Source organism: Magnetovibrio blakemorei (assembly GCF_001746755.1).
GTDB classification, from domain to species: domain Bacteria; phylum Pseudomonadota; class Alphaproteobacteria; order Rhodospirillales; family Magnetovibrionaceae; genus Magnetovibrio; species Magnetovibrio blakemorei.
Map to the genome: position 1 here is coordinate 17,077 of NZ_MCGG01000014.1, position 19,901 is coordinate 36,977.

Annotated in this window: 16 protein-coding genes; 11 read left to right on the forward strand and 5 right to left on the reverse strand. The window is 56.2% G+C overall.

All coding sequences use genetic code 11. The features are described from left to right. The first annotated feature begins 13 nt into the window (after positions 1-13). The 8 genes from BEN30_RS04880 to BEN30_RS04915 all read left to right on the forward strand — a co-directional run bounded on the left by BEN30_RS04880 (position 14) and on the right by BEN30_RS04915 (position 8,715). The gene (locus tag BEN30_RS04880; protein WP_069957228.1) at positions 14-1,954 is read left to right on the forward strand and encodes an NAD(P)-binding protein; all 1,941 of its coding nucleotides are present in this window, start codon (positions 14-16) and stop codon (positions 1,952-1,954) included. A 38-nt stretch (positions 1,955-1,992) separates the two neighbouring features. Then, positions 1,993-2,487, forward strand: a complete 495-nt coding sequence (locus BEN30_RS04885; protein ID WP_139134856.1) for a hypothetical protein — start codon at positions 1,993-1,995, stop codon at positions 2,485-2,487. Beyond that, a complete protein-coding gene (gene dsrO, locus BEN30_RS04890; protein WP_084005034.1) occupies positions 2,484-3,236 on the forward strand; it encodes a sulfate reduction electron transfer complex DsrMKJOP subunit DsrO in 753 nt (250 codons plus the stop codon). Before BEN30_RS04885 ends, dsrO begins: the two co-directional genes overlap by 4 nt. Positions 3,237-3,240: 4 nt before the next feature. Then, positions 3,241-4,461 carry an NrfD/PsrC family molybdoenzyme membrane anchor subunit gene (gene nrfD, locus BEN30_RS04895; protein WP_069957230.1) on the forward strand — a complete coding sequence of 407 codons (1,221 nt, stop codon included), beginning with the start codon at positions 3,241-3,243 and terminating at the stop codon, positions 4,459-4,461. Between the two features lie 146 nt (positions 4,462-4,607). Next, complete coding sequence (locus tag BEN30_RS04900; RefSeq protein WP_069957231.1) at positions 4,608-5,612, forward strand: glycosyl transferase family protein; 1,005 nt, start codon at positions 4,608-4,610, stop codon at positions 5,610-5,612. Positions 5,613-5,624: 12 nt separating this feature from the next. Beyond that, positions 5,625-7,064: a cobyrinate a,c-diamide synthase gene (locus BEN30_RS04905; protein WP_069957232.1), complete on the forward strand. Its 1,440-nt coding sequence runs from the start codon at positions 5,625-5,627 to the stop codon at positions 7,062-7,064. 27 nt (positions 7,065-7,091) lie between these two features. Next, a complete protein-coding gene (gene cobA / locus BEN30_RS04910) occupies positions 7,092-7,889 on the forward strand; it encodes a uroporphyrinogen-III C-methyltransferase (protein WP_245648991.1) in 798 nt (265 codons plus the stop codon). After that, positions 7,882-8,715, forward strand: a complete 834-nt coding sequence (locus BEN30_RS04915; protein ID WP_069957234.1) for a CbiX/SirB N-terminal domain-containing protein — start codon at positions 7,882-7,884, stop codon at positions 8,713-8,715. Before cobA ends, BEN30_RS04915 begins: the two co-directional genes overlap by 8 nt. On the opposite strand, the gene BEN30_RS04920 is transcribed toward BEN30_RS04915, so the two are convergent. Beyond that, a complete protein-coding gene (locus BEN30_RS04920) occupies positions 8,687-9,613 on the reverse strand; it encodes a DMT family transporter (protein WP_069957235.1) in 927 nt (308 codons plus the stop codon). The genes BEN30_RS04915 and BEN30_RS04920 overlap by 29 nt on opposite strands. Positions 9,614-9,821: 208 nt before the next feature. Between BEN30_RS04920 and BEN30_RS04925 the strand changes: the two genes are divergently transcribed. Further along, positions 9,822-10,835, forward strand: coding sequence for a sterol desaturase family protein (locus tag BEN30_RS04925; RefSeq protein WP_139134857.1), 1,014 nt, complete (start codon positions 9,822-9,824; stop codon positions 10,833-10,835). Beyond that, positions 10,832-11,923 (forward strand): acyltransferase family protein, encoded by a 1,092-nt coding sequence (locus BEN30_RS04930; protein ID WP_069957237.1) that lies wholly within the window; start codon positions 10,832-10,834, stop codon positions 11,921-11,923. Before BEN30_RS04925 ends, BEN30_RS04930 begins: the two co-directional genes overlap by 4 nt. An 80-nt stretch (positions 11,924-12,003) precedes the next feature. On the opposite strand, the gene BEN30_RS04935 is transcribed toward BEN30_RS04930, so the two are convergent. The 4 genes from BEN30_RS04935 to BEN30_RS04950 form a co-directional block, all read right to left on the reverse strand. After that, complete coding sequence (locus BEN30_RS04935) at positions 12,004-16,182, reverse strand: coiled-coil domain-containing protein (protein ID WP_139134858.1); 4,179 nt, start codon at positions 16,180-16,182, stop codon at positions 12,004-12,006. A gap of 146 nt (positions 16,183-16,328) precedes the next feature. Next, entirely contained in the window at positions 16,329-17,399 is a 1,071-nt protein-coding gene (locus BEN30_RS04940) for a sulfite exporter TauE/SafE family protein (RefSeq protein ID WP_139134859.1), read from the reverse strand. Positions 17,400-17,500: 101 nt separating this feature from the next. Next, complete coding sequence (locus BEN30_RS04945; protein WP_069957259.1) at positions 17,501-18,349, reverse strand: universal stress protein; 849 nt, start codon at positions 18,347-18,349, stop codon at positions 17,501-17,503. Between the two features lie 64 nt (positions 18,350-18,413). Further along, entirely contained in the window at positions 18,414-18,731 is a 318-nt protein-coding gene (locus BEN30_RS04950) for a hypothetical protein (RefSeq protein ID WP_139134860.1), read from the reverse strand. A gap of 237 nt (positions 18,732-18,968) precedes the next feature. On the opposite strand from BEN30_RS04950, the gene BEN30_RS04955 reads away from it, so the two are divergent. Then, the gene (locus tag BEN30_RS04955) at positions 18,969-19,898 is read left to right on the forward strand and encodes a LysR family transcriptional regulator (protein WP_069957241.1); all 930 of its coding nucleotides are present in this window, start codon (positions 18,969-18,971) and stop codon (positions 19,896-19,898) included. The last annotated feature ends 3 nt before the right edge of the window (positions 19,899-19,901 follow it).

Below are 19,901 nucleotides of genomic sequence, written 5' to 3' on the forward strand. Positions count from 1 at the left end.
AAGGAAGAAAAAAATGACTGCGGAACAGGCTTTAAATTGGCGCCGATATACGGACGGTGAGTCCAAATGGGACGACCTTCAAGACGACATCTTCAAGGCAGGCTGGTCACACAAGTGCCCCACCTATGTGCACCGCGCACCGCCGTGTCAGGGTTCTTGCCCGTCCGGCCACGATATCCGTGGTTGGTTGGCGATTGCCCGTGGTATGGACAAGCCTACGGTCGAAGGCATGGAATGGCAGGAATATGCGTTTGAACGCATGGTCGAAGCCAACCCCTTCCCGTCGGTCATGGGCCGCGTTTGCCCCGCCCCTTGCGAAGATGGCTGCAACCGTAACGAAGTTGACGATCAAGTCGGCATCAACGGCGTTGAACAGCATGTCGGCGACTGGGCCATTGCCCACAAGATCGCGCTGCCGAAACCGGAAAAAGAAACCGGCAAGAAAATCGCCGTTATCGGCGGTGGTCCTGGCGGACTGTCATGTGCATGGCAGATGCGCCGCAAAGGCCACAGCGTCACGGTTTTTGAAAAGCAAGAAAAGCTCGGCGGCATGATGGCCTACGGCATTCCCGGCTACCGCGTTCCGCGCGATATCCTGGACGCTGAAATGCAGCGCATCCTGGACACCGGTGTGGTCGCCAAAACCGGCGTTACCATCGGCAAAGACATCACCATCGAACAGCTGGAAAATGATTTCGACGCGATCTTCTGGGCCGTTGGCGCACAGAAGGGTCGTGGCTTGTTCCTGGACTCCTGGGAAGGCACCGAAAACTGCATCACCGGCGTTGCGTTCTTGGAAGCGTTTAACCAAGGTCGTTTGCACTACACCACCCAGAAAGTGGTTGTGGTTGGCGGTGGTGACACCTCCATTGACGTTGCATCGGTTGCCCGTCGCTTGGGTCACATCTCCACCATGGCGGAAAAAGATCGTCCGGAAGCTGTTGTTCTGGGCCACACCGCGCACGACGTGGCGTCCGCCGCACAGCGCGAAGGTGTGCAGTCCGTACTGACGTCCTTGTTCCCGCTGGAAGGCATGACGGCTTCCGAACGCGAACGCAACGACGCAACCCGCGAAGGTGTGGAAATCAAAGGCGGCGTGATGCCTGTTGACATCATCAAAGATGCCAACGGTCGCGCCACCGCATTGCGCATGTGCGAATGCACCATGAACGGCATGACCCCGGTTCCGGTCGAAGGCACCGAGTTCGATATCGAATGCGACTTGATCGTATCCGCGATCGGTCAGATGGGTGACTTGGCCAACGGTCTGGAAAGCCTGGACAACGGTCGTGGCTTCATGGACATCACCCCGGTCTATCAAGTTAAAGGCAAAGAAAAGCATTTTGCCGGTGGCGACGTTGTTCGTCCTCACCTGCTGACCACGGCCATCGGCCATGGTTCGATCGCAGCCGAAAGCATCGATCACATGCTGGCTGGCCACCCGGACGAACGTCGTCCGAAGGTCGACGTGCACCACTTCAACTTGTTGAACGAACTGCATCAACGCGGTAAAGACCCCGAGCCTTACAACAAGGAATATGTGCGCGGCACCGATCGTGAGAAGTTTGCAGTTCACAACTTCGAAGATCGTTCCTCTTCACAGATCATCCCGCATGAAGACCTGTTCTTGGGCCACTTCACGTATGATGGCGTACAAAAGCGCGATGAAAAGCACATCAGCGCCGATGAAGTTCTGGGTAACTTTGAAGAACGTCTGGTTGGCTTTACCGCCGAACAGGCTCAACACGAAGGCGAACGCTGCATGAGCTGCGGCATGTGCTTCGAATGCGACAACTGCGTGATTTTCTGCCCGCAAGATGCCGTGTTCCGCGTCAAGAAGGACATGACCACCGTTGGTCGTTATGTCGACACCGACTACAAAAAATGCATCGGCTGTCACATCTGCCGCGATGTTTGCCCAACCGGCTACATCCAGATGGGTCTCGGCGAATAACCGAACCGATTGGACTAAGACTTAAGGAGGAACGTCGAATGCGTTCGACTTCTCGAATACTGAGCCTCACGATTTTAGGCTTTGCCATTTTAGCCTTTACGATTGGGAGCAGCATTTTTGCTGCTCCCGCTCAGGCTGGCGAAGTGCCTATGCCTTCACCGGCAAAGGCCTTCAAGGGTGAACAATGCCTAGAACCGACAGACGTGATGCGCCGCGATCATATGGATTTTCTCAAACATCAGCGTGATGAAACGTTGCGTGAGGGAATTCGCGGCCAGAAGTATAGCCTGAACTCCTGCATTGATTGCCACGCGGTCACGTCACCCGACGTTGCGGGCGGTCAAGTGCGTACACTCAAGCCCTTCTGTGCTCAGTGCCACGCCTATGCCGCCGTTTCGATTGACTGCTTCCAGTGCCACAACGGTGCCTATCAGCCCGGCATTGGCGATCAATCTGCTTTACCCGCCGATCATCAAGCACAAGCCATGATCGCAGCCCTTGAGAAGCAACTTGCGAAGGGGGCGGACAAATGACGGATAAATCCATGACCAAAGTTGACACGTCGCGTCGCAATATCTTGAAGGGTGGCGCAGCAGCTGCCGTGATCACCCTTGCGCCGGGCGTAACGCTCCGCACCGTTGAAGCCGCCGTCACAGGCCCCGCAACCAACGCCAAACGTTGGGGCATGTTGATTGATGCCAATGCGCCTTCCGACGTGTGGGACATCGCGGTAGAAGCTTGCAAGGCCGAACAGGGCTGGGGCAAAGACGAAGCCCATGCCAACCCGACCACCGACCCGCAATGGATCCGCAAAGTAAACGTCAAAGATCCCAAGACCGGCGCCAAAGCGTCCCTGCCCGTCATGTGTCAGCACTGCGCTAACCCGCCGTGCGTTGACGTGTGCCCAACCGGTGCATCCATGAAGCGCGCGGATGGGATTGTCTTGGTTGACAAGCACATTTGCATCGGCTGCCGCTATTGCATGATGGCGTGTCCTTATTCCTGTCGGTCCTTTGTCCATGAAGACGTGCACGGCCAGCGCCCGCACATGCCGCGCGGCAAGGGCACCGTTGAAGCCTGCACTCTGTGTGTGCACCGCGTGGATAAGGGCCAACAACCCGCCTGTGTCGAAGCCATCAGCAATATGGGCTCCGACGCCATGATTTTCGGTGATTTGAATGATCCGACTTCTGAAATCGCGCGCGCCGTTTCCAAATACGTCACGCAACGCATCCGCTCTGACTTAGGTGTCGAGCCAGGCATCCATTATCGGGGGATTTAAGATTATGGCTGCAGATACGACCGTTTATAAAGAAATCGACGGCAAGGGCGGAGATTACTTTTCCCTGGTTGGTTGGCTGGGCCTGATGATCGCTGCCGGATTGGCATCGGTTTATTACATGGAACATCACGGCCACATCGTGACCGGCATGACCAATGCCGTTGTCTGGGGCACGCCCCACGTCTTTGCGGTGTTTTTGATCGTTGCCGCATCCGGGGCACTGAACATTGCCTCCATTTCGTCTGTGTTTGGCAAGTACCACTACAAGCCCTTGGCGCGTCTGTCCGCGGTGACGGCAATCGCTTTGCTGGCTGGTGGATTGATGGTTCTGGTGTTGGATTTGGGTCGCCCCGATCGTTTGATCGTGGCGATGACCAAGTATAACTTCAAATCCATCTTTGCCTGGAACATCTACCTCTATACGGGCTTCTTTGTCATCGTCTTGGCCTACTTGTGGATGATGATGGAACGGCGCATGGTGCCTCATTCCAAAAAAGCAGGCTTGCTGGCTTTCGTGTGGCGCTTGGCGCTGACCACGGGTACCGGCTCGATCTTCGGCTTTTTGGTGGCGCGTCCCGGTTATGACGCGGCAATTATGGCGCCGATGTTCATCGCCATGTCGTTTTCCTTTGGCTTGGCGTTCTTCATCATTTTGGTGTCCGTCACCTATCGGGCATCAGGACGTCCTCTGGGCGATCTGATCTTGTTCAAGATGCGCAACCTTCTGGGTATCTTCATTGCGGCCGCCTTGTACTTCACCGTGGCGCAGCACCTGACCAACCTTTATGCCGCCGAACATGCGGGTATCGAAGCCTTTATCTTGATGGATGGTGGCATTTACACCTTCTTGTTCTGGGTTGTGCAAATTGGCCTGGGCAGCTTGTTCCCGTTGGCGTTGCTGTTTAATCCGGCTACCGGACGGCGCTGTCAGGGCATCATCGTGGCATCGCTGTTGGTGATCATCGGTGGCTTGGCGCAAATTTATGTGATCATCATCGGCGGCCAAGCCTTCCCGATGCCCATTTTCCCGGGTATGGAAGTGAGTTCCAGCTTCTTTGACGGCGTGGTGCATTCTTATGCGCCCAGCTTGCCGGAAGTGGTTCTGGGCCTCAGCGGTGTGGCAACCACGCTGTTGATCATTGCTGTTGCGATCAAATACCTGCCATTGCTGCCGACCAGCTTGTCGGACGCTAAGGTTGATCCGCACCACGCACCTAAAGACTAAAGTTGGCACAAAATCAGTCGTACCATTTGCGGGGAGGCAAATGACTGGTTTTTCGGGGGGGGTCCAGGTCATAGTGCCTGGATCCCCTTTGCTTTTCAAATCCCCTGGTTTATTCTCAGCTCACTCATTTTTTGGATAGAGACACCATGATCACCGAACATCCCTTTGCCCAATTCATCCGCATCATTGGCCGCGGCCCCAATCTGTCGCGCCCGCTGGATGAAGAAGAAATGTATGAAGCCGCGAAAATGATCGTGGCGGGCAACGTCGAATCTCTGCAACTGGGTGCATTCTTGTGCATCTTGCGCATGCGCACCGAAGTCCCCGGCGAAGCCGCGGGCTTTGTCAGGGCCGTGCGCGACACCTTGACCATGCCCCAGAACGCCCCCACCGTCGATGTGGATTGGGCGTCCTATTCGGGCAAGAAACGTCAATTGCCGTGGTATTTGCTGTCCGCGCTTTTGCTGGCACAAAATGGCATTACCATTTGCATGCAGGGCACCGAAGGCCACACCGAAGGGCGACTGTTTTCCAGCGAAGCGTTGACACAGCTGGGCATTCCCCATGCCGGGTCGTTGGCGGAGGCTGCCGATCAGATCCGCGCCACCAACTTTGCCTATCTGCCGCTGCGCAACTTTGTGCCGCGCTTGCAAGATATTATCGAGCTCAAACCGATCTTGGGCGTGCGCTCGCCCATCAACACCTTTGCCCGCATGATCAACCCGTTTAACGCGGCCCATGAAATGCAAACCGTATTTCATCCCAACTATCGCGATGTGCACAGAGAAAGTGCGCAGCTGCTGGGACAAAAGCACATGGCCGTATTTAAGGGTGAAGGCGGCGAAGCCGAACGCCGTCCGCACAAGCCGGTGGTGGTGCAATACCTCCACGATGGTGTGCAAAGCGAAGAAGTCTGGCCCGAGTTGGTCGCTGAAAACTCTTTTTACAAAGACGAAGCTCTGGACATCACGCGCTTGCCCAAAATCTGGAACGGTGATGAAAACGATGAATACGGTGAAGCCGCCATCATCGGCACGGCGGCCTATGTGCTGCGCTTGATGAACCGTGCCGCCAGCCCCACGGAAGCCGTCGAACAAGCCCGCAACATGTGGACCACGCGCAATCGCGCACACATGTTCCAGGCAGCCTGATCCAGAGTACCCATGGGCCACATCCTCATCTCCGCAGCACATAAATCATCGGGCAAGACCATGGTCACCACCGGTCTTGTCCGGGCTTTGACGTTGCGTGGGCGGCGCGTGGCGACGTTTAAAAAAGGCCCTGATTACATTGATCCCAAATGGCTGGCGGCGGCGGCAGGTCTCACATCGGGTGGATCGTGTTATAACCTCGACTTCCACACCCAAACCGATGATGAAATCAAAGACATGTTTGCCCGCCACAGCGCAAACGCCGACATTTCCATCATCGAAGGCAACAAAGGCCTTCATGACGGCGTCGATGTGGAAGGGTCCAACTCCAATGCCGCGCTGGCCAAAATGTTGGGCGCGCCGGTGATTTTGGTGATCGACGCGTCGGGCATTACACGCGGTATTGCACCGTTGCTCAAAGGCTATGAAGTCTTTGATACAGATGTGAACATCGCAGGTGTCATCCTCAACAAAGTGATGGGGCCTCGGCACGAAGAAAAACTCATTGCAGCGGTTGAGCGCTACACCAACATTCCGGTACTGGGCTCCATTCGGCGCAATGCCAAGCTCAATGTGGATGAGCGCCACATCGGTCTCATTCCCAACAACGAATACCCTGCCGCGCGCACCCGCATTGAAACGCTGGGTGAACAAATCGCCGCACAGGTTGATCTGGACCGCATCGAAGCCATCGCCGCCAGCGCGGCGAAAATGGCCCCTGCCCAAGCCAGCGACATCGCATCACAAACCGTGCGCCCAGACGTACGCATCGCCATCGCCAAAGATCCCGCGTTCGGGTTTTATTATGCCGACGATCTGGACGCGCTCAAGGCAGCCGGGGCGCAGTTGGTGTACTTCAACACCTTGAACGACGTGTACCTGCCCACCTGCGACGGCTTATTTTTAGGCGGCGGTTTTCCCGAAACCCAGATGAAAAGACTGGAAGCCAATAAGACCCTGCGCACCCGCATCAAGGCCGCCATCGAAGCCGGTCTGCCGACCTATGCGGAATGCGGAGGATTGATGTATTTGTCGCGCTCCATTTCCTGGCACGAGGACAAGCATGAGATGGTTGGCGTCATTCCTGGCGACACCACCATGCACATCCGACCACAAGGTCGCGGCTACGTGCAATTGCACCCGCCCCCAAAACACCCGTGGAACATTTCCGAAGAGGCGTGCGCATTTGACGGCGAATACATCCCGGCACACGAATTTCACCATTCCCGCCTTGAAAATATCGATACAGACCTCACATTCGCATTTGAGGTCTTGCGTGGCCAAGGTGTAAACGGAACCCACGATGGCATTGTCATGCACAACATGGTGGCCGGATATACGCACCTGCGCAGCACTAGCCGATGTCGCTGGGCGGAAGCCTTCACCGCATTTGTCCGCCAGAAGAAACAAGAACGACGTGGCAACCCCTCTCCGGCGCAAATCGCCGGTTAAACTGCCCCTAATTTTAAGGAAATGACTTTGAGTAAAGTTAAAGACAAATCTGATGGTGTCAGCGTGTTCATCGTAGGCGCTGGTCCGGGCGACCCCGGCCTGTTGACGTTGAAAGCTGCCGAATGCTTGAAAAAGGCCGACGTGGTGGTTTATGACCGACTGGTATCGGATGATATTTTGGACATGGTGCCCGCCAGCGCCGAAAAGATTTTTGCAGGCAAAGCCGCGCGCGATCATTTTATGCCCCAAGACGAAATCAATCAGACCTTGGTCGACTTGGCGCGCCTCGACAAAACCGTGGTGCGCCTTAAAGGCGGCGATCCGTTTATTTTTGGCCGCGGCAGCGAAGAAGCCATGTTCCTGGCCGAACACAACGTCAACTTTGAAATCGTTCCCGGCATTACAGCGAGTGCCGGATGTGGTGCCTACGCTGGCATCCCGCTCACCCATCGAGGCTACGTGACGGGCGTGCGCTTCGTCACCGGACATTGCCGCGAAGGTCAGCACTTGGACCTCAACTGGAAAAGCATGGCCGATCCCAACACCACGCTGGTGATCTATATGGGGTTGATCAACGTACAGAAAATTTCCGACGAATTGATCAAGGCCGGACTGCCCGGCGACATGCCCGCCGCCGGGATCGAGCGCGGCACAACCCCGGACCAACGCACCATCCTCACCACCTTAAAAGATCTGCCCGCGTGCATTGATCGTGCAGACCTCAAAGCCCCTTCTTTGTTGATCATCGGTAAAGTGGTTGACCTTGCCAGCACCATTGCCTGGCATACGCCCGCGCATGAGTGCCTGTTGGAGGAGGATGTCTAAGCCCCCTTCCCCAATCCTGGATTTGAGCCACACCGGGCTTTTGATCGCAGCGCACGGTTCTCCCAGCACCAAGGGAGGGCGTACTTCGTCGCGCAAACACGCCGAAACCATTCGCAATTTAGGGCTATTCGCCGACGTGCGCGCGGGCTTTTTGACCGAAAAACCGTTCATCAAAGACGTTCTGGATGGCATCCATTTGCCAGAAGTTTATGTCGTGCCGAATTTGGCCTATCGAGGCTTCGTTTCAACCACCAAATTGCCCCAAGCCCTGAACCTTACGGGTGAGGTGACGGAACGCATAACGCCGAACGGCCATCAACGGGTGCACCTGTGCGATCCTGTCGGCACCGACCCCAGCACGGCCAAAACCTTTGCCGTGCGCATTCTGTCTACCATGGACAGCTTAAAGGTCCCCGATACCGATACCGCTATCGTTGTCATCGGCCATGGATCGGGACGTGGTCGGGAATCGTTTGAACACACCAACCGCATCGCCCGCGACCTTTCGCGTTTTGGCATTATACCGCCGGTTTTCACGACATTTTTGGAAGAACCGCCCTTCATTAAAAATTGGCGCGACCTGACCCGCGCCAAAAACGTGATCTTCGCGCCGTATTTGATTTCCGACGGATTTCACGGTTCAGAAGAAGTGCCGCGCGACATCGGTTTCAACACCAAGTCCGAAATCTTCATTGAGCGTTTGTCTCATGTCCAGCCCAACGAAATGAACCAAGACGGCCAGCGCTTGATCTATCTGCCGCCGCTCGGCGACGCGCCGGAAATGGCGGAACTGATCATCAACCGGGTGCGCGCTTCATTAACCTAAAGATCCGCCCGTCGATAACCCCCAGCCCCAAAGCGATCAATGCCATGCCGAGCAGGCTTTGCAGCGCCAGGCTTTCGCCCAAAACTAAGACGCCCAAAACGATGGCGCTGACCGGCACCAACAACGTCACCAGCAACACGTTGGTTGCCCCGGCGGTGGCGAGGATACGAAAATAAAGCACATAGGCCAGCGCCGTGGACACGACCGCTAAACCCAGCAAAGCGGCAATGGCGTATCCGCTGGGAACGCTCAGCGTCCACGGCTTGTCCAGCACCAACGCCACCGGCAACAAAAGAATAGCCGAGCCCGTCACTTGGCCCGTGGCCGTATGCAGGGGCTTCACCCCCATGGCCTTAAAACGACGACCAAAGACGCCCGCACAAGCATAGGAAAGGGCCGCGCCCAAGATGGCGGACTGGGCCAAAATGTCTTCGCCAAGACCGCTGAGTAATTGCGGTCCCATCAACACAGCGACCCCGGCAAAGCCCGCCACCACGCCGCCTAAGCGCGCAGGCGTCAGACGTTCATCTTGGGTCAGCACATGCGCAACCACGACGGTGAATATGGGCGTCGTTGCATTGAGGATGGACGCCAATCCCGATGCAATATGCGTCTGCCCCCACACGATCAAAGAAAACGGAATGGCGTTGTTGAGCAAGCCCATGGCGAATAATGCCGCCCACACGCGAATCCCCCCGGATATGGGGGTGCCCTTGAAGAGCAAATAGAGATGGAGCACCACCGCCGCCAAACCGACCCGCAGCACCACAATGGTCAACGGCGGCAATTCATCAACCAGAACCCCAACAAAAAAGAACGATCCGCCCCACAAAAGCGAAAGCGTCAACAGCATCAACCACTCAGAAACGGTCATGGAGGCGTGAATTTTTGACGTCATGGAACGTACTCCTTAGGTGTGCAAGAGCTACCCTAGCAGGCAAATCGCACCCCGCCATTCCGTTACTTGCGCCCACCTTGCTTTTTCACCTTATATTCCAGGTTGCCGCGCTGCGGCTAACCAATGGGCGTAGCCATGGGGGAGAATGGTTGTACGCTCTTCCCCTTCTTGTCATAATTGAGGCCAGAGGAACGAGGGGGTGAGTGGCGTGGAAATTGGATTTGATGGGATCGGTTCCGTTTTTTCTGAGGTCACGCACGTTGTTGCCGGCCCGGACACGCGCATTTGGCCGTACTACTTAACAGTGACGATCCTCATCGCTTTTTTTGTCTATCTCTATCGCCGAATTGATCAGCCCTTCCTCACATGGCTGTTGCCGAAATCCGTTTATTTTCACCCATCGCACATCGTTGACCTCAAGGTTTTCTGTATAAACCGCCTGTTTTTGGCGCTGGGCCTGTTTAATATGGTTTTCCTCAGTGCCTATGTGGCCGATAGCCTTGCGGGTGGGATCGGCCCCATGCTGCGCTTGGACCCGTTTTCCCCGATCCTGATCTCACTGCTGCTCCTGGCCGCCGGAGATTTTGGGACCTACTGGGTACACCGTATTCATCACGAAAATAGTATTCTCTGGCCTTTGCATGCGCTGCACCACTCTGCCGAGGTGATGACCCCGATCACGGTTTATCGCAAGCACCCGCTCTATGACGTGATCTCGACCTTCGTGAAGGCCCTGCTCATCGGTGCGGTGCAGGGCTTATTTTTAGCCTTCTTCACCCAGGACCCCAGCTTTATGACCGTGGCGGGCGTTAATGCTGGCTATGTGCTGTTTAACGTGGCCGGGTCAAACCTCCGCCATACCCATATTTGGCTGAGCTTTGGCCCTGTTCTTGAGCATCTTTTCATCTCACCCGCGCAACACCAAATTCACCATTCTCTGGCGCCTAAGCATCACAATAAAAATTATGGCGAGGTGCTGGCCATTTGGGACTGGATGTTTGGCACACTCTACGTGCCGTGCAGCCATGAAACTTTGGAATTCGGCTTGGCGGACAGCGCGGGCAACCGCCTTCAACAACCCCATGACAGCCTCGCCAATTCCATGTTCATTCCTCTGCGCGACAGCGGCCTGCAACTTGCCCGTCTTGTCGGCCTGCGACAGCCTGCGCAGCCTGCCAAAGCCGAGGCGACGCGCCCACAAGACACCACCTTGGCGGAATGATGACGCGAGGCTTTTCCCTTTATCTTGATTTTTTACGCTTTGGCGCAGCGTTCGTCGTGCTCTTGTCGCATATCGCGTATCCGCGTTTCAGCGACGGACGGTGGCTATGGATTCGTGAGCTCAATTTGGGCAGCGATGCGGTGATCGTGTTTTTTGTACTTTCCGGGCTGGTGATCGCGCACGTCGCAAAACGCAAACACTGTGGCCTGGGGCCGTTCGCTTTTGATCGGATCACCCGGTTGGTTTCTGTCGCGTTGCCGGCGCTGGTGCTCGGCTATGGACTGGACCGTCTAGGCGCGCATTTGGCGCCTGCCATTTATGCCGGGTGGTATTACAACCCACTGCCCCTGTGGGAGATGCTGGTACGCGGTTTGAGCTTTTCCAGCGAGTGGACCGGCATGGCGACGCGGCTTGGGACCAACGGTCCGTTCTGGTCCCTCAGTTATGAGGCGGCCTATTATACGCTCTTCGCCGTTGCCTTCTATCTGCGGGGGGCTCGACGGGTGGTGTTGCTGCTGGCGGGCATGCTGCTCTTTGGCCTCAACATCTTGCTGTTGATGCCCGCATGGCTGATGGGCGTCGCCCTTCACACGTGGATTGTGGGCGGGCGGCGGCCAAGTCGTTTCGTTTCTATGGGGCTAGCGGTGTTGCCCGTGATGGCATATGCCTTGGCGCTTTGGACAGATCTGCCGAGCATGCTTTCCCACATGACGGCGGGGCTTAACCACGCCCTCACCCTTCGCTTTTCCGATGAGTTTGTGTGGAATGGATGGCTCGGGCTCTTGGTGACGCTCCACTTGGCCGGGATTGCGGGTTTGGCTTCAGGTAGCGTTGCACCACGCAGGGCTCAGGTGGGGCGGTGGTTGGCTGGCGGAAGTTTTTCCCTGTACCTGGTCCATTATCCCGTCTTGCAATTTCTTGCGGTGCTGCCGCTGAAGTCAGGGCATGGGTGGTTGGAGGATGCCCTGCTGCTGGCTTTGACGCTGCTGATTTGCTTCGTCTTTGCTGCGTTGTTCGAACGCCGTCTTCACACATGGCGAGCGATGCTGCGCTGGGGGTGGCAAAAAAAAGGGGGCGGAAACTGGTGAGTTTCCGCCCCAAGATGGGTCCCCTAAGTCAGGGACCCTCCCCCGAAATGTACAAACGAATAGATCGTCTAAAGATCGCGTTATAAATCGCGACCCAACGCCCTTGAAAGCACCATATACAATTTGCCCATGTCTGACGACAAGAACGTGTTTTCAAGGACCCCATCATGATCGCGTTCGCGCGCTTTGTCCATCATTGCGTTAAATTCGCTCACATAACGACCGACATAGTCGCGGAACTCCCCGTCTTCCTGATAAACAGACTTGATGGCCGCCAGGGTGTTTTTCTCTTTGAAACCCAACATTTTGCGCACAAAAATGCCTTTTTCACCCTTATTGAAGCGCCGCCAATCGTCTTCGGTGATGGGCACTTCGGCAATGCGCGCCAAATCAACCGCAAGGGATTGCAGTTTTTCCGTGATGAAGGCCGCACGGCGCATAAAGTCTTCGCTGTGGGCCCGATCCAAAGTCGTATCCAGGGCTTGATTGAGCACTTCAGCCTGAGCCACGGCGCCCAACAGTCCACGGGTCTCTTGTTCGACCTTGTGACCAACGCTTTCCAACTGCCCTGCCACCGTCGCCGAAGCGCGGCTCAAATCGTCTACCCCATCGCGCAAGGTTTTGTCCCAAGCGACGATACGCGCCACGGACTGTTCGGTAACCGTGGCGACGTTGTGGCTCTGTTTTTCCAACGCATCGCCGAGCATGCTGGCACCTTGCTGCGCCCGGCTGTACATCCGGTTCAGCTCGTTCAACTGGCCCCGTGCACGATCGTGGGCCACTTCCATATGGGTAGAAACTTTTTCCACTTCCTTGACGCTGTCTTTGCTTTGGCGTTCGACTTGGTCCAAGAAGGCCCGGATTTTGGCCAAGCTGTCTTCGGTCAAACGCGCGATGCCTTCATTTTGCTCGCCCAAGGTATCGCCGACTTGGCTCAATTTCCCCAACGCTTCATCAGATACGGACGCCACTTCACGGCCCTGAGAACGCAGCGTTTCCGCGACACCTTCTATCTTGGTCGTGGCCTGCGACGAAGCCGTACTCAAATCTCCCAAATGCTGGCGCAAGTTTTCGCCGGCGCTGCCCAAATCCCGCACCGTGTGTTCCGAGATCCGCGACATTTCCCCGGCCGAGCGCTGAATGATGTCGCTGACGCGTTCCAATTCACCTGCAGCACGTTCCGATGCCGCCCCCAAATCGGACGTTTGGTGGTGGAAAGCGTTGGTCACCAAGTCAATCAGCTTGGCGGCTTTATCGACCGATTGGTTGACGCCATGCACTTCTTCATTCAAGCGCGTTCCCACTTCACCCAGCTTTCCAGCCGCCCGGTCCGAGGCTTCCATCAAGCCGCTGGCTTGACGGTGCATGTCTTCGGAAAAGGTGCGGATGTGGCTGGACGCACGGGTATACGACTGGGTCAAGTCTTCCGTGCGCCGCGACAGCAAGCTGCCTAAGTCCTCCAGGCGATCTCCGGCATGATCCAAGGCGTGATCCAAGTCGCTGGTGTGACGGCGGAAGGTATCGGAAATACCTTCCAAGCGATCCCCGGCCTGGGCCGTTGAACGGGTGGCTTCTTCGGCGCGTTCAACCAACCGCTTGCCGATGCTTTCCAAGTTGCGTTCCGCACTTTCAACGCGCTGAGAAACCGTTCTTTCACCATCGACCAGCGCACTGGTCACTTGACGCACTCGACTGACGGATTCATCGGAAATGGATTGCAGGCTAAAGGCACTTTCTTTGAGCTTTTCGCCCGTGTCCAACAAACGATCTGTCGCCCGGGTGCCCAAGTCATCGAGTTCGCGGGCATGTTCTTTGATGGTGTCACCCATCACGTCGATGCGTTCGGCAGCCTGTTTTGACGCATCGGTCAGACCCGCGGTCTGGCGGTGCAAGGCATCGGAGACCAACGAAATCAAACGCGCAGCCCGATCCGATGCCGAGCCCACTTCACGCGAACGTTCCAGCAAGGCCGCCGTGGCTTTGTCCACGTCTTCAACCGCCGAAGAGGTCACCCGCGACACACTTTCGGTCTGGCCTTCCAAGGTGTTGCTGACATTTTCCAAACGCTGAGTGGCTTCGTCCGAACTTTCCATCAGATCGCTGAGGCTTTGGCGCACGGCTTCGCCCAGTTCGCGCAAATGTCCCTCGGCCCGCTCTGATGCGGTTTCCATCATATCGGTGCGCTGCTCAAGGTGTTCAGACGCGGTCGTGACCAACTTGCCGGTGCGCGCCGCAACATAAACCATATGCTCGGTGCGCTTTTGCAATTCTTCGCTCACGCCGACCAACTTGTCGGAAGCCCTATCTGTGACGTTTTCCAACTGCCGCGCCCGCTCATGAACCGTTTCGCCCAGATTGACGATGGAACTGACCGCACCTTCGGAAACCCCCTTAAAGTCGATCAGGTGGGTGCGGAACGCTTCGGTCACTTCTCCGGTGCGCTGTGACGACGCGTTGATGCCGTCCAATCCATCTTTCAACGCCCGCGTGGCGGTGGCGATGGAGTTGACCCCGGAGAACGCACTGGACGAGATGCGCTGCGCCCCTTCTTCCATGATGCGGGTCGCTTCCGACAAGGCCAATTGCGCCTTTTCAGAGGTGCTGCCCAAATCCCCGGCGCCATCGTACAAGCGATTGGCAACACCATCGATACGCAGCAGGCTTTGCTCCGTCGCGTCTTTGATGTTTTGCGTTTGCAGTTTTAAGCTGTCCGCCGCATCCGACAGCCGCGCTTGAGAGTCATCGCCCGTTTTGCCCAGTTCATCCGCCCGCGCCTGCAACGACTTACCCACCGTTTCCACTTGATCCAAGGCTTTGGCGGAAATCAGGCTTAAGTCGAGCGAGGTTTTGCGCAACAATTCACGCACTTGACCGGAATGCTCCGTCGCCGTTTGTGCAGAGCTTGCCAAGGCCCGCGCTTCCGTCTGGAAGGCTTCGCCCGCCGCTTTCATCCGCAACGCCACCAAGTCCGATGCCGCGACCAGTTCGTGCGCATTTTCGCCCATGGTCTCGGTCATGGATTTGACCCGTGCAGACACGATTTCGGCGGTGTCATTCAAAGCCTGGGTCTGGCGCATCAAGTGGCCTTCAACCTCATGCGCTTGGGACGCGGCATCCAGAACCGCACGTTCCATATCCGACTGTTGACGACGCAGGGCTTCACCGACCCGCTGGGTTTGTGCTTCCATGCGGTCTGCGCGCGCGCCCACTTCGGCACTGGTTCCCGCCATCAATTCGGAGCCCGTTTCCAGGCGTTGCACGGCCTCTTGGGTTGCGGTGTTCATCGCCATGATGCGCGTCGACAAAATTTCGCCAACCGTTTCCGCCCGCCCCGCCGTTTCCGCCGAAATGCGCGCCATATCTTCGCTGCGTTGACCAAAGGTCTCGGCGACTTCAAGGGCGTGACGTGATCCCACTTCGGAAACGTCCGCCAAGTCTTGAATGCGCCGTTCCAAGATTTCGACCAAGTCTTCGGCGCGGGTGCTGGCGCGGTCTGTTGCCGTGGCGATGTCGTGGCCACGACGATGCAAAACGTCACCCACGTCCCGGGCGCGGCTCTCGGCCTTTTCCGAAACCACCCGCAATTCTTCGGTTTCGCGCGACAAAGCATCGGCCACCGCACGGGCGCGCAAGTCGGCATCTTGGGACACCCGCGCCAATTCCAAGGCGCGTTCGCGGACCTGGTTGGTGATGGCTTCGCCACGTTGGTAGGCTTCATCAGATGCTTTGCTTAAGTCTTGGGCTTGGCGACGCAGGCTATCGCTGATTTCCTTGACCCGGCTTTCGGATCGATCCGTGGGATAGGTCAGCTGGCGGATTTGCCAACGCAAATGCCCCGTCTCGGCGCGCAGGGAATGACCGCGCTCAAACAGCGCAATCACCATCCACAACAAGGCGATCGGGGTAAAGATACCCGCTGCCAAACCTCCCAGTTCATGGGGCAGAAGCTCAAACAGCACATCCCAACCGACATATTGGCCGATATAGCTGTTGGTCAACCACAGCCATCCGCCCGTAGCGAAGATGCCCACCGCGGTGGCCAACTTGTAACGCAGATAAAACGGCTGATTCCAGGTGTCATACTCAATTTGCGACGGGGTGTTTTCAGCCCCTTCCGGCCCAATTTCGCCAAAGGCATCGTCAAGTTCCCGCTCAAGCGCGTCTGCAGGCGCGCCTTCACCGTTTTGCTGATGGGTTGGTGTTTTGACCATATCTGTGCGAACCGCCAATCTGTACGAACCGGGGAGGGTTATGGACACAGATCATACACCCTCTATATAGGGCGGTAAATAGATGTCAGGCGCTATATATGGTGCGGAGAAGGCCTTTATAGCCTAGAAAAAGAGCCAAATGTGCACAACCGGGACAAAAGCTTGTGGATAACCTTGAGCCGCGCACTTTCGCCCTAGGCGTCCGCACTTGCCGCCTCTTTGGCTTTGCGGTCCTCATGGATGCCTTTGAACAAGGCCAGCAAAATGGCCCCCGCCCCCGCCAACAGCGCAAGCCCCAGGGTGGAAAAGCTGAGGGTCGACAGCACCGTCAAAGTGCCTTCGGGAATGGTCGGAATCAGGTCCAAGTTCGACAGGTACACCGGAACCTTAAAGAAGCGGCTGACCAAGACAATCAGCATAATCATCGCCATGATCATCTTCACCACCCATTCCTTAACATAGGTGGTACCAATGGCCCCGATTTGCACACCAAACAAAGAGCCTGCGAGGATGATCATCGCCAGCCGAATATCAACGAAACCATCCCAGGCGTACAGCATGGTGCCGCCGGCACCCATCACAAACGCCACCACCAGTTCGGTGGCTGTGGCCATAATCGCCGGCACCCCCAACACATAGATCATCGCCGGGACACCGATAAATCCCCCCACCGCGATAGACGCCGCCAACATCCCGGTGGCAAAGCCCAGGGGCAAAATAAACAACACGGAAATTTCTTTATTGCCGATGCTTTTGAAGCGCATCATCGTACCGGGGATGCGCACGGACTGCACCCACAGGGCAATTTTGGGAGTCACATGGGGCGTGCCGACACCTTCCTCACGACGACTGCGCAACGCATCGCGCATGACAAATCCACCGACCACCGCCAATACAACGACAAACACAGCGGATACATAGAGATCCGTTCCCGCATCCCCAAATTGATTGCGAATGTCGGTCATCACGCTCTTGCCATAAAACACCCCGGCCTCGGCGAATATCCCCATCATTACACCCAACTTGACGTCCACCTGGCCATATTTGGCGCGTTTAATGGAACCAACCAAGGCTTTCGGGAATTTGTGCGCCATATTGCTGGCCACCGCGACAATCGCCGGTGCCCCCAAGCTCATCATGGCCGGGGTGAGAACAAACGCTCCGCCAGAACCGATAAAGCCACTGACCATACCGCCGATAAAGCCCACCACAAACAGCAGCACAACGATGGTCGGGGTTAAATCAAGAAAGGTAATGGCTTCCATAAGGAGACTCCTTGAGGGCCGCCCATACATCGGCCTCTTTTGTGTTTTAGAACTGAGGGGGGAGGAGCCTCAAAAACAAAATTACTGAATCTGATGCAGTCTCAACCGCCGCGCGCGATCAAAACGGGCATTGACGTCTGGTTGATGACGCGTTCGGCTTTCGAACCAAATAACATCCGACCAATCCCGGTGCGACCAAAGTTGCCCAACACGATCAAGCCCGCTTGGCGTTCCTTGGCGACATCCACAATGGTATCATCAGCCGGACCTTCTTCGACGAGACCGCGTGCTTGGATACCTTTGTCCTTGAGAAACTCAAGCACCCTGTCGACAATCGGCTGAGCCTCGGCTTGACGTCGATCGCTGTGGACGGGCACTTTGACGGACAAAACGGTCAAAGGAACACCGCTCACGCGGGCCAGCTCCGTGGCGGAAACCACGGCCATGTCGCTAAAACGCGAACCATCCGTAGCAACCAAGATAGACGACCACATATTGGCATCTTCGGGAACCGCCATCACGGAACACGGTGCATAGCCAATGACCTTGGCGGTGGCATCGCCCAACATCAAACGCGCCAATCCGCGCCGACCTTTGCGCCCCATCACAATGATGTCTGATTGCAAGTCCTTTGAGGCCTCGACGATCACTTCGTAAGGATCGCTTCCTGAACGAATGTGTCCAGAGGCCTCTACACCCGCGTCTTCAGCCACTTTCTTGAGGCGTTCGATCGTTTCATTGGTTTGGCGCTCCGCCTCTACATCGTTCGGCTTCCCCATCCAGCCCGCTTCGCCGGGTGAAGAAATGGCCGATAAAATATTCAGATGCGCAGCATGCTCTGCACACAGCGCCATGGCGATACGTTCCGCCCCGGCGCTCCACTCCGAACCGTCCGTCGCCAGCAAGACGTTTTTAAAACGCCCAATAGGTGAAAGTTGAGATGTTGTCACGTCCACATTCCCCACATTGTCGAACACATGCCAATCGATGAGCGCTTCGCTTTAGGCAAATTGATTAGCGCTTCGCTCTCAGGCCCAGGGCTTCCCAGAACTTATCTGTGAAAATACCATGAACGACGGAAAACAGAAAGGCAATGGCGATGGGCAACAGGAAATACGTCTTGTCGCCCTGGTTGGTCATTTCCGCGATATGACGAATGTCGGCATTGAATGTGTACAGGCCATAATACAAGATCATGCTTAACAAACCCATGCCCAGGGTTGCCTTCGTATGGGTGCGTAATTTGAACAGGTTGCGCAGGCTGCGGCGACGTTTTTGGGGGAGATCGTGGCCATGGTGCGCAATAGCGCTACCCTCCATATGCGTAAGCATTGTGTTGGTCTTCCTTTGTTTCGAATTCAATGTGTGCATGTGAATAATTTGGGGCCAATCCGGCATTCCAAACTGGAATGTCACATAAGGGTCAAAAACCTTATCACGCCCTAAAATTCAATCTCTCTATTTCTCTAAGCTATGGACAATGAACGAAATTCATTCATTTAAGATGCCTACAGTATCCACACTCGCGACTGGGTTTCCAAATCACTATTTTTTTGCTAATATTCCTTTATGGAATACAAAAAACTTCCCGATATCCGCGGCTGGGCGGCTTTACGCGCCATTGTTGAAAAAGGCGGCGTTTCTGCCGCCGCGCAAGCCTTGAACGTTGGCCAACCCGCCATAACCAAGCGTCTGCACACCCTGGAAGAAAGCTATGGCGTAGTCTTGCTGGAACGTTCAGGGGGGCGCTTGCGCCTGACCAAGGCGGGAGAAAAAGTTTACCTGTTGGCGGTCCAGACCTTGGATCGGCAAATGTCGCTGCGCCGTGAGTTGGACGAACTGATGCTCGGCAAGACCACCGTGCATCTGGATGTCACGATTGCCATCGGCGAACATTTCCTGCCCCGGTTTTTGCTCAAATTCGCCGAGCTTTACCCGCATTACCGCATCGAAAGTCGCTTGGTTTACGGCCGTCAAAGTGAAAGCAGTCTGGTCACGGGCATGACCGACGTAGCGCTTTTGGAACGCACCCCCGAACACCCCGATCTGATGGTGCAAAAATGGATGGACGACGAATTGTTGCTGGTGTGCGCTCCGGACCATCCATTGGCCGAGGAAGAGATGATCCCCATCACCATGCTCCTGGATCTCAGCTACGTGCTGCGTGAAGTGGGTTCTGCAGCGCGCCTTGATCTGCATGAAGCTCTAGAGGCGATTGGCTTTGACAAGCTCAACATCGCGATGGAAGTCGGCGGCACCGAAGCCATTGTCGATGTGCTGATCCCCGGACAACACGTCAGTTTTTTGCCCCGTTTTGCCGTGATCAAACACATTCAGGCTGGTCGCCTGCACCACATCAAGGTCTGTGGCTTTCGCATCATGCGGACCCTGTGGATTGCGCGCCACAAGACAAACATTGATCTGCCCATCGCCGACGCCCTGATCGCCATCATCCGTCAAGAACAAATCGCAAAACCACGCCCCAAAGCGCGTCCCTGAGCC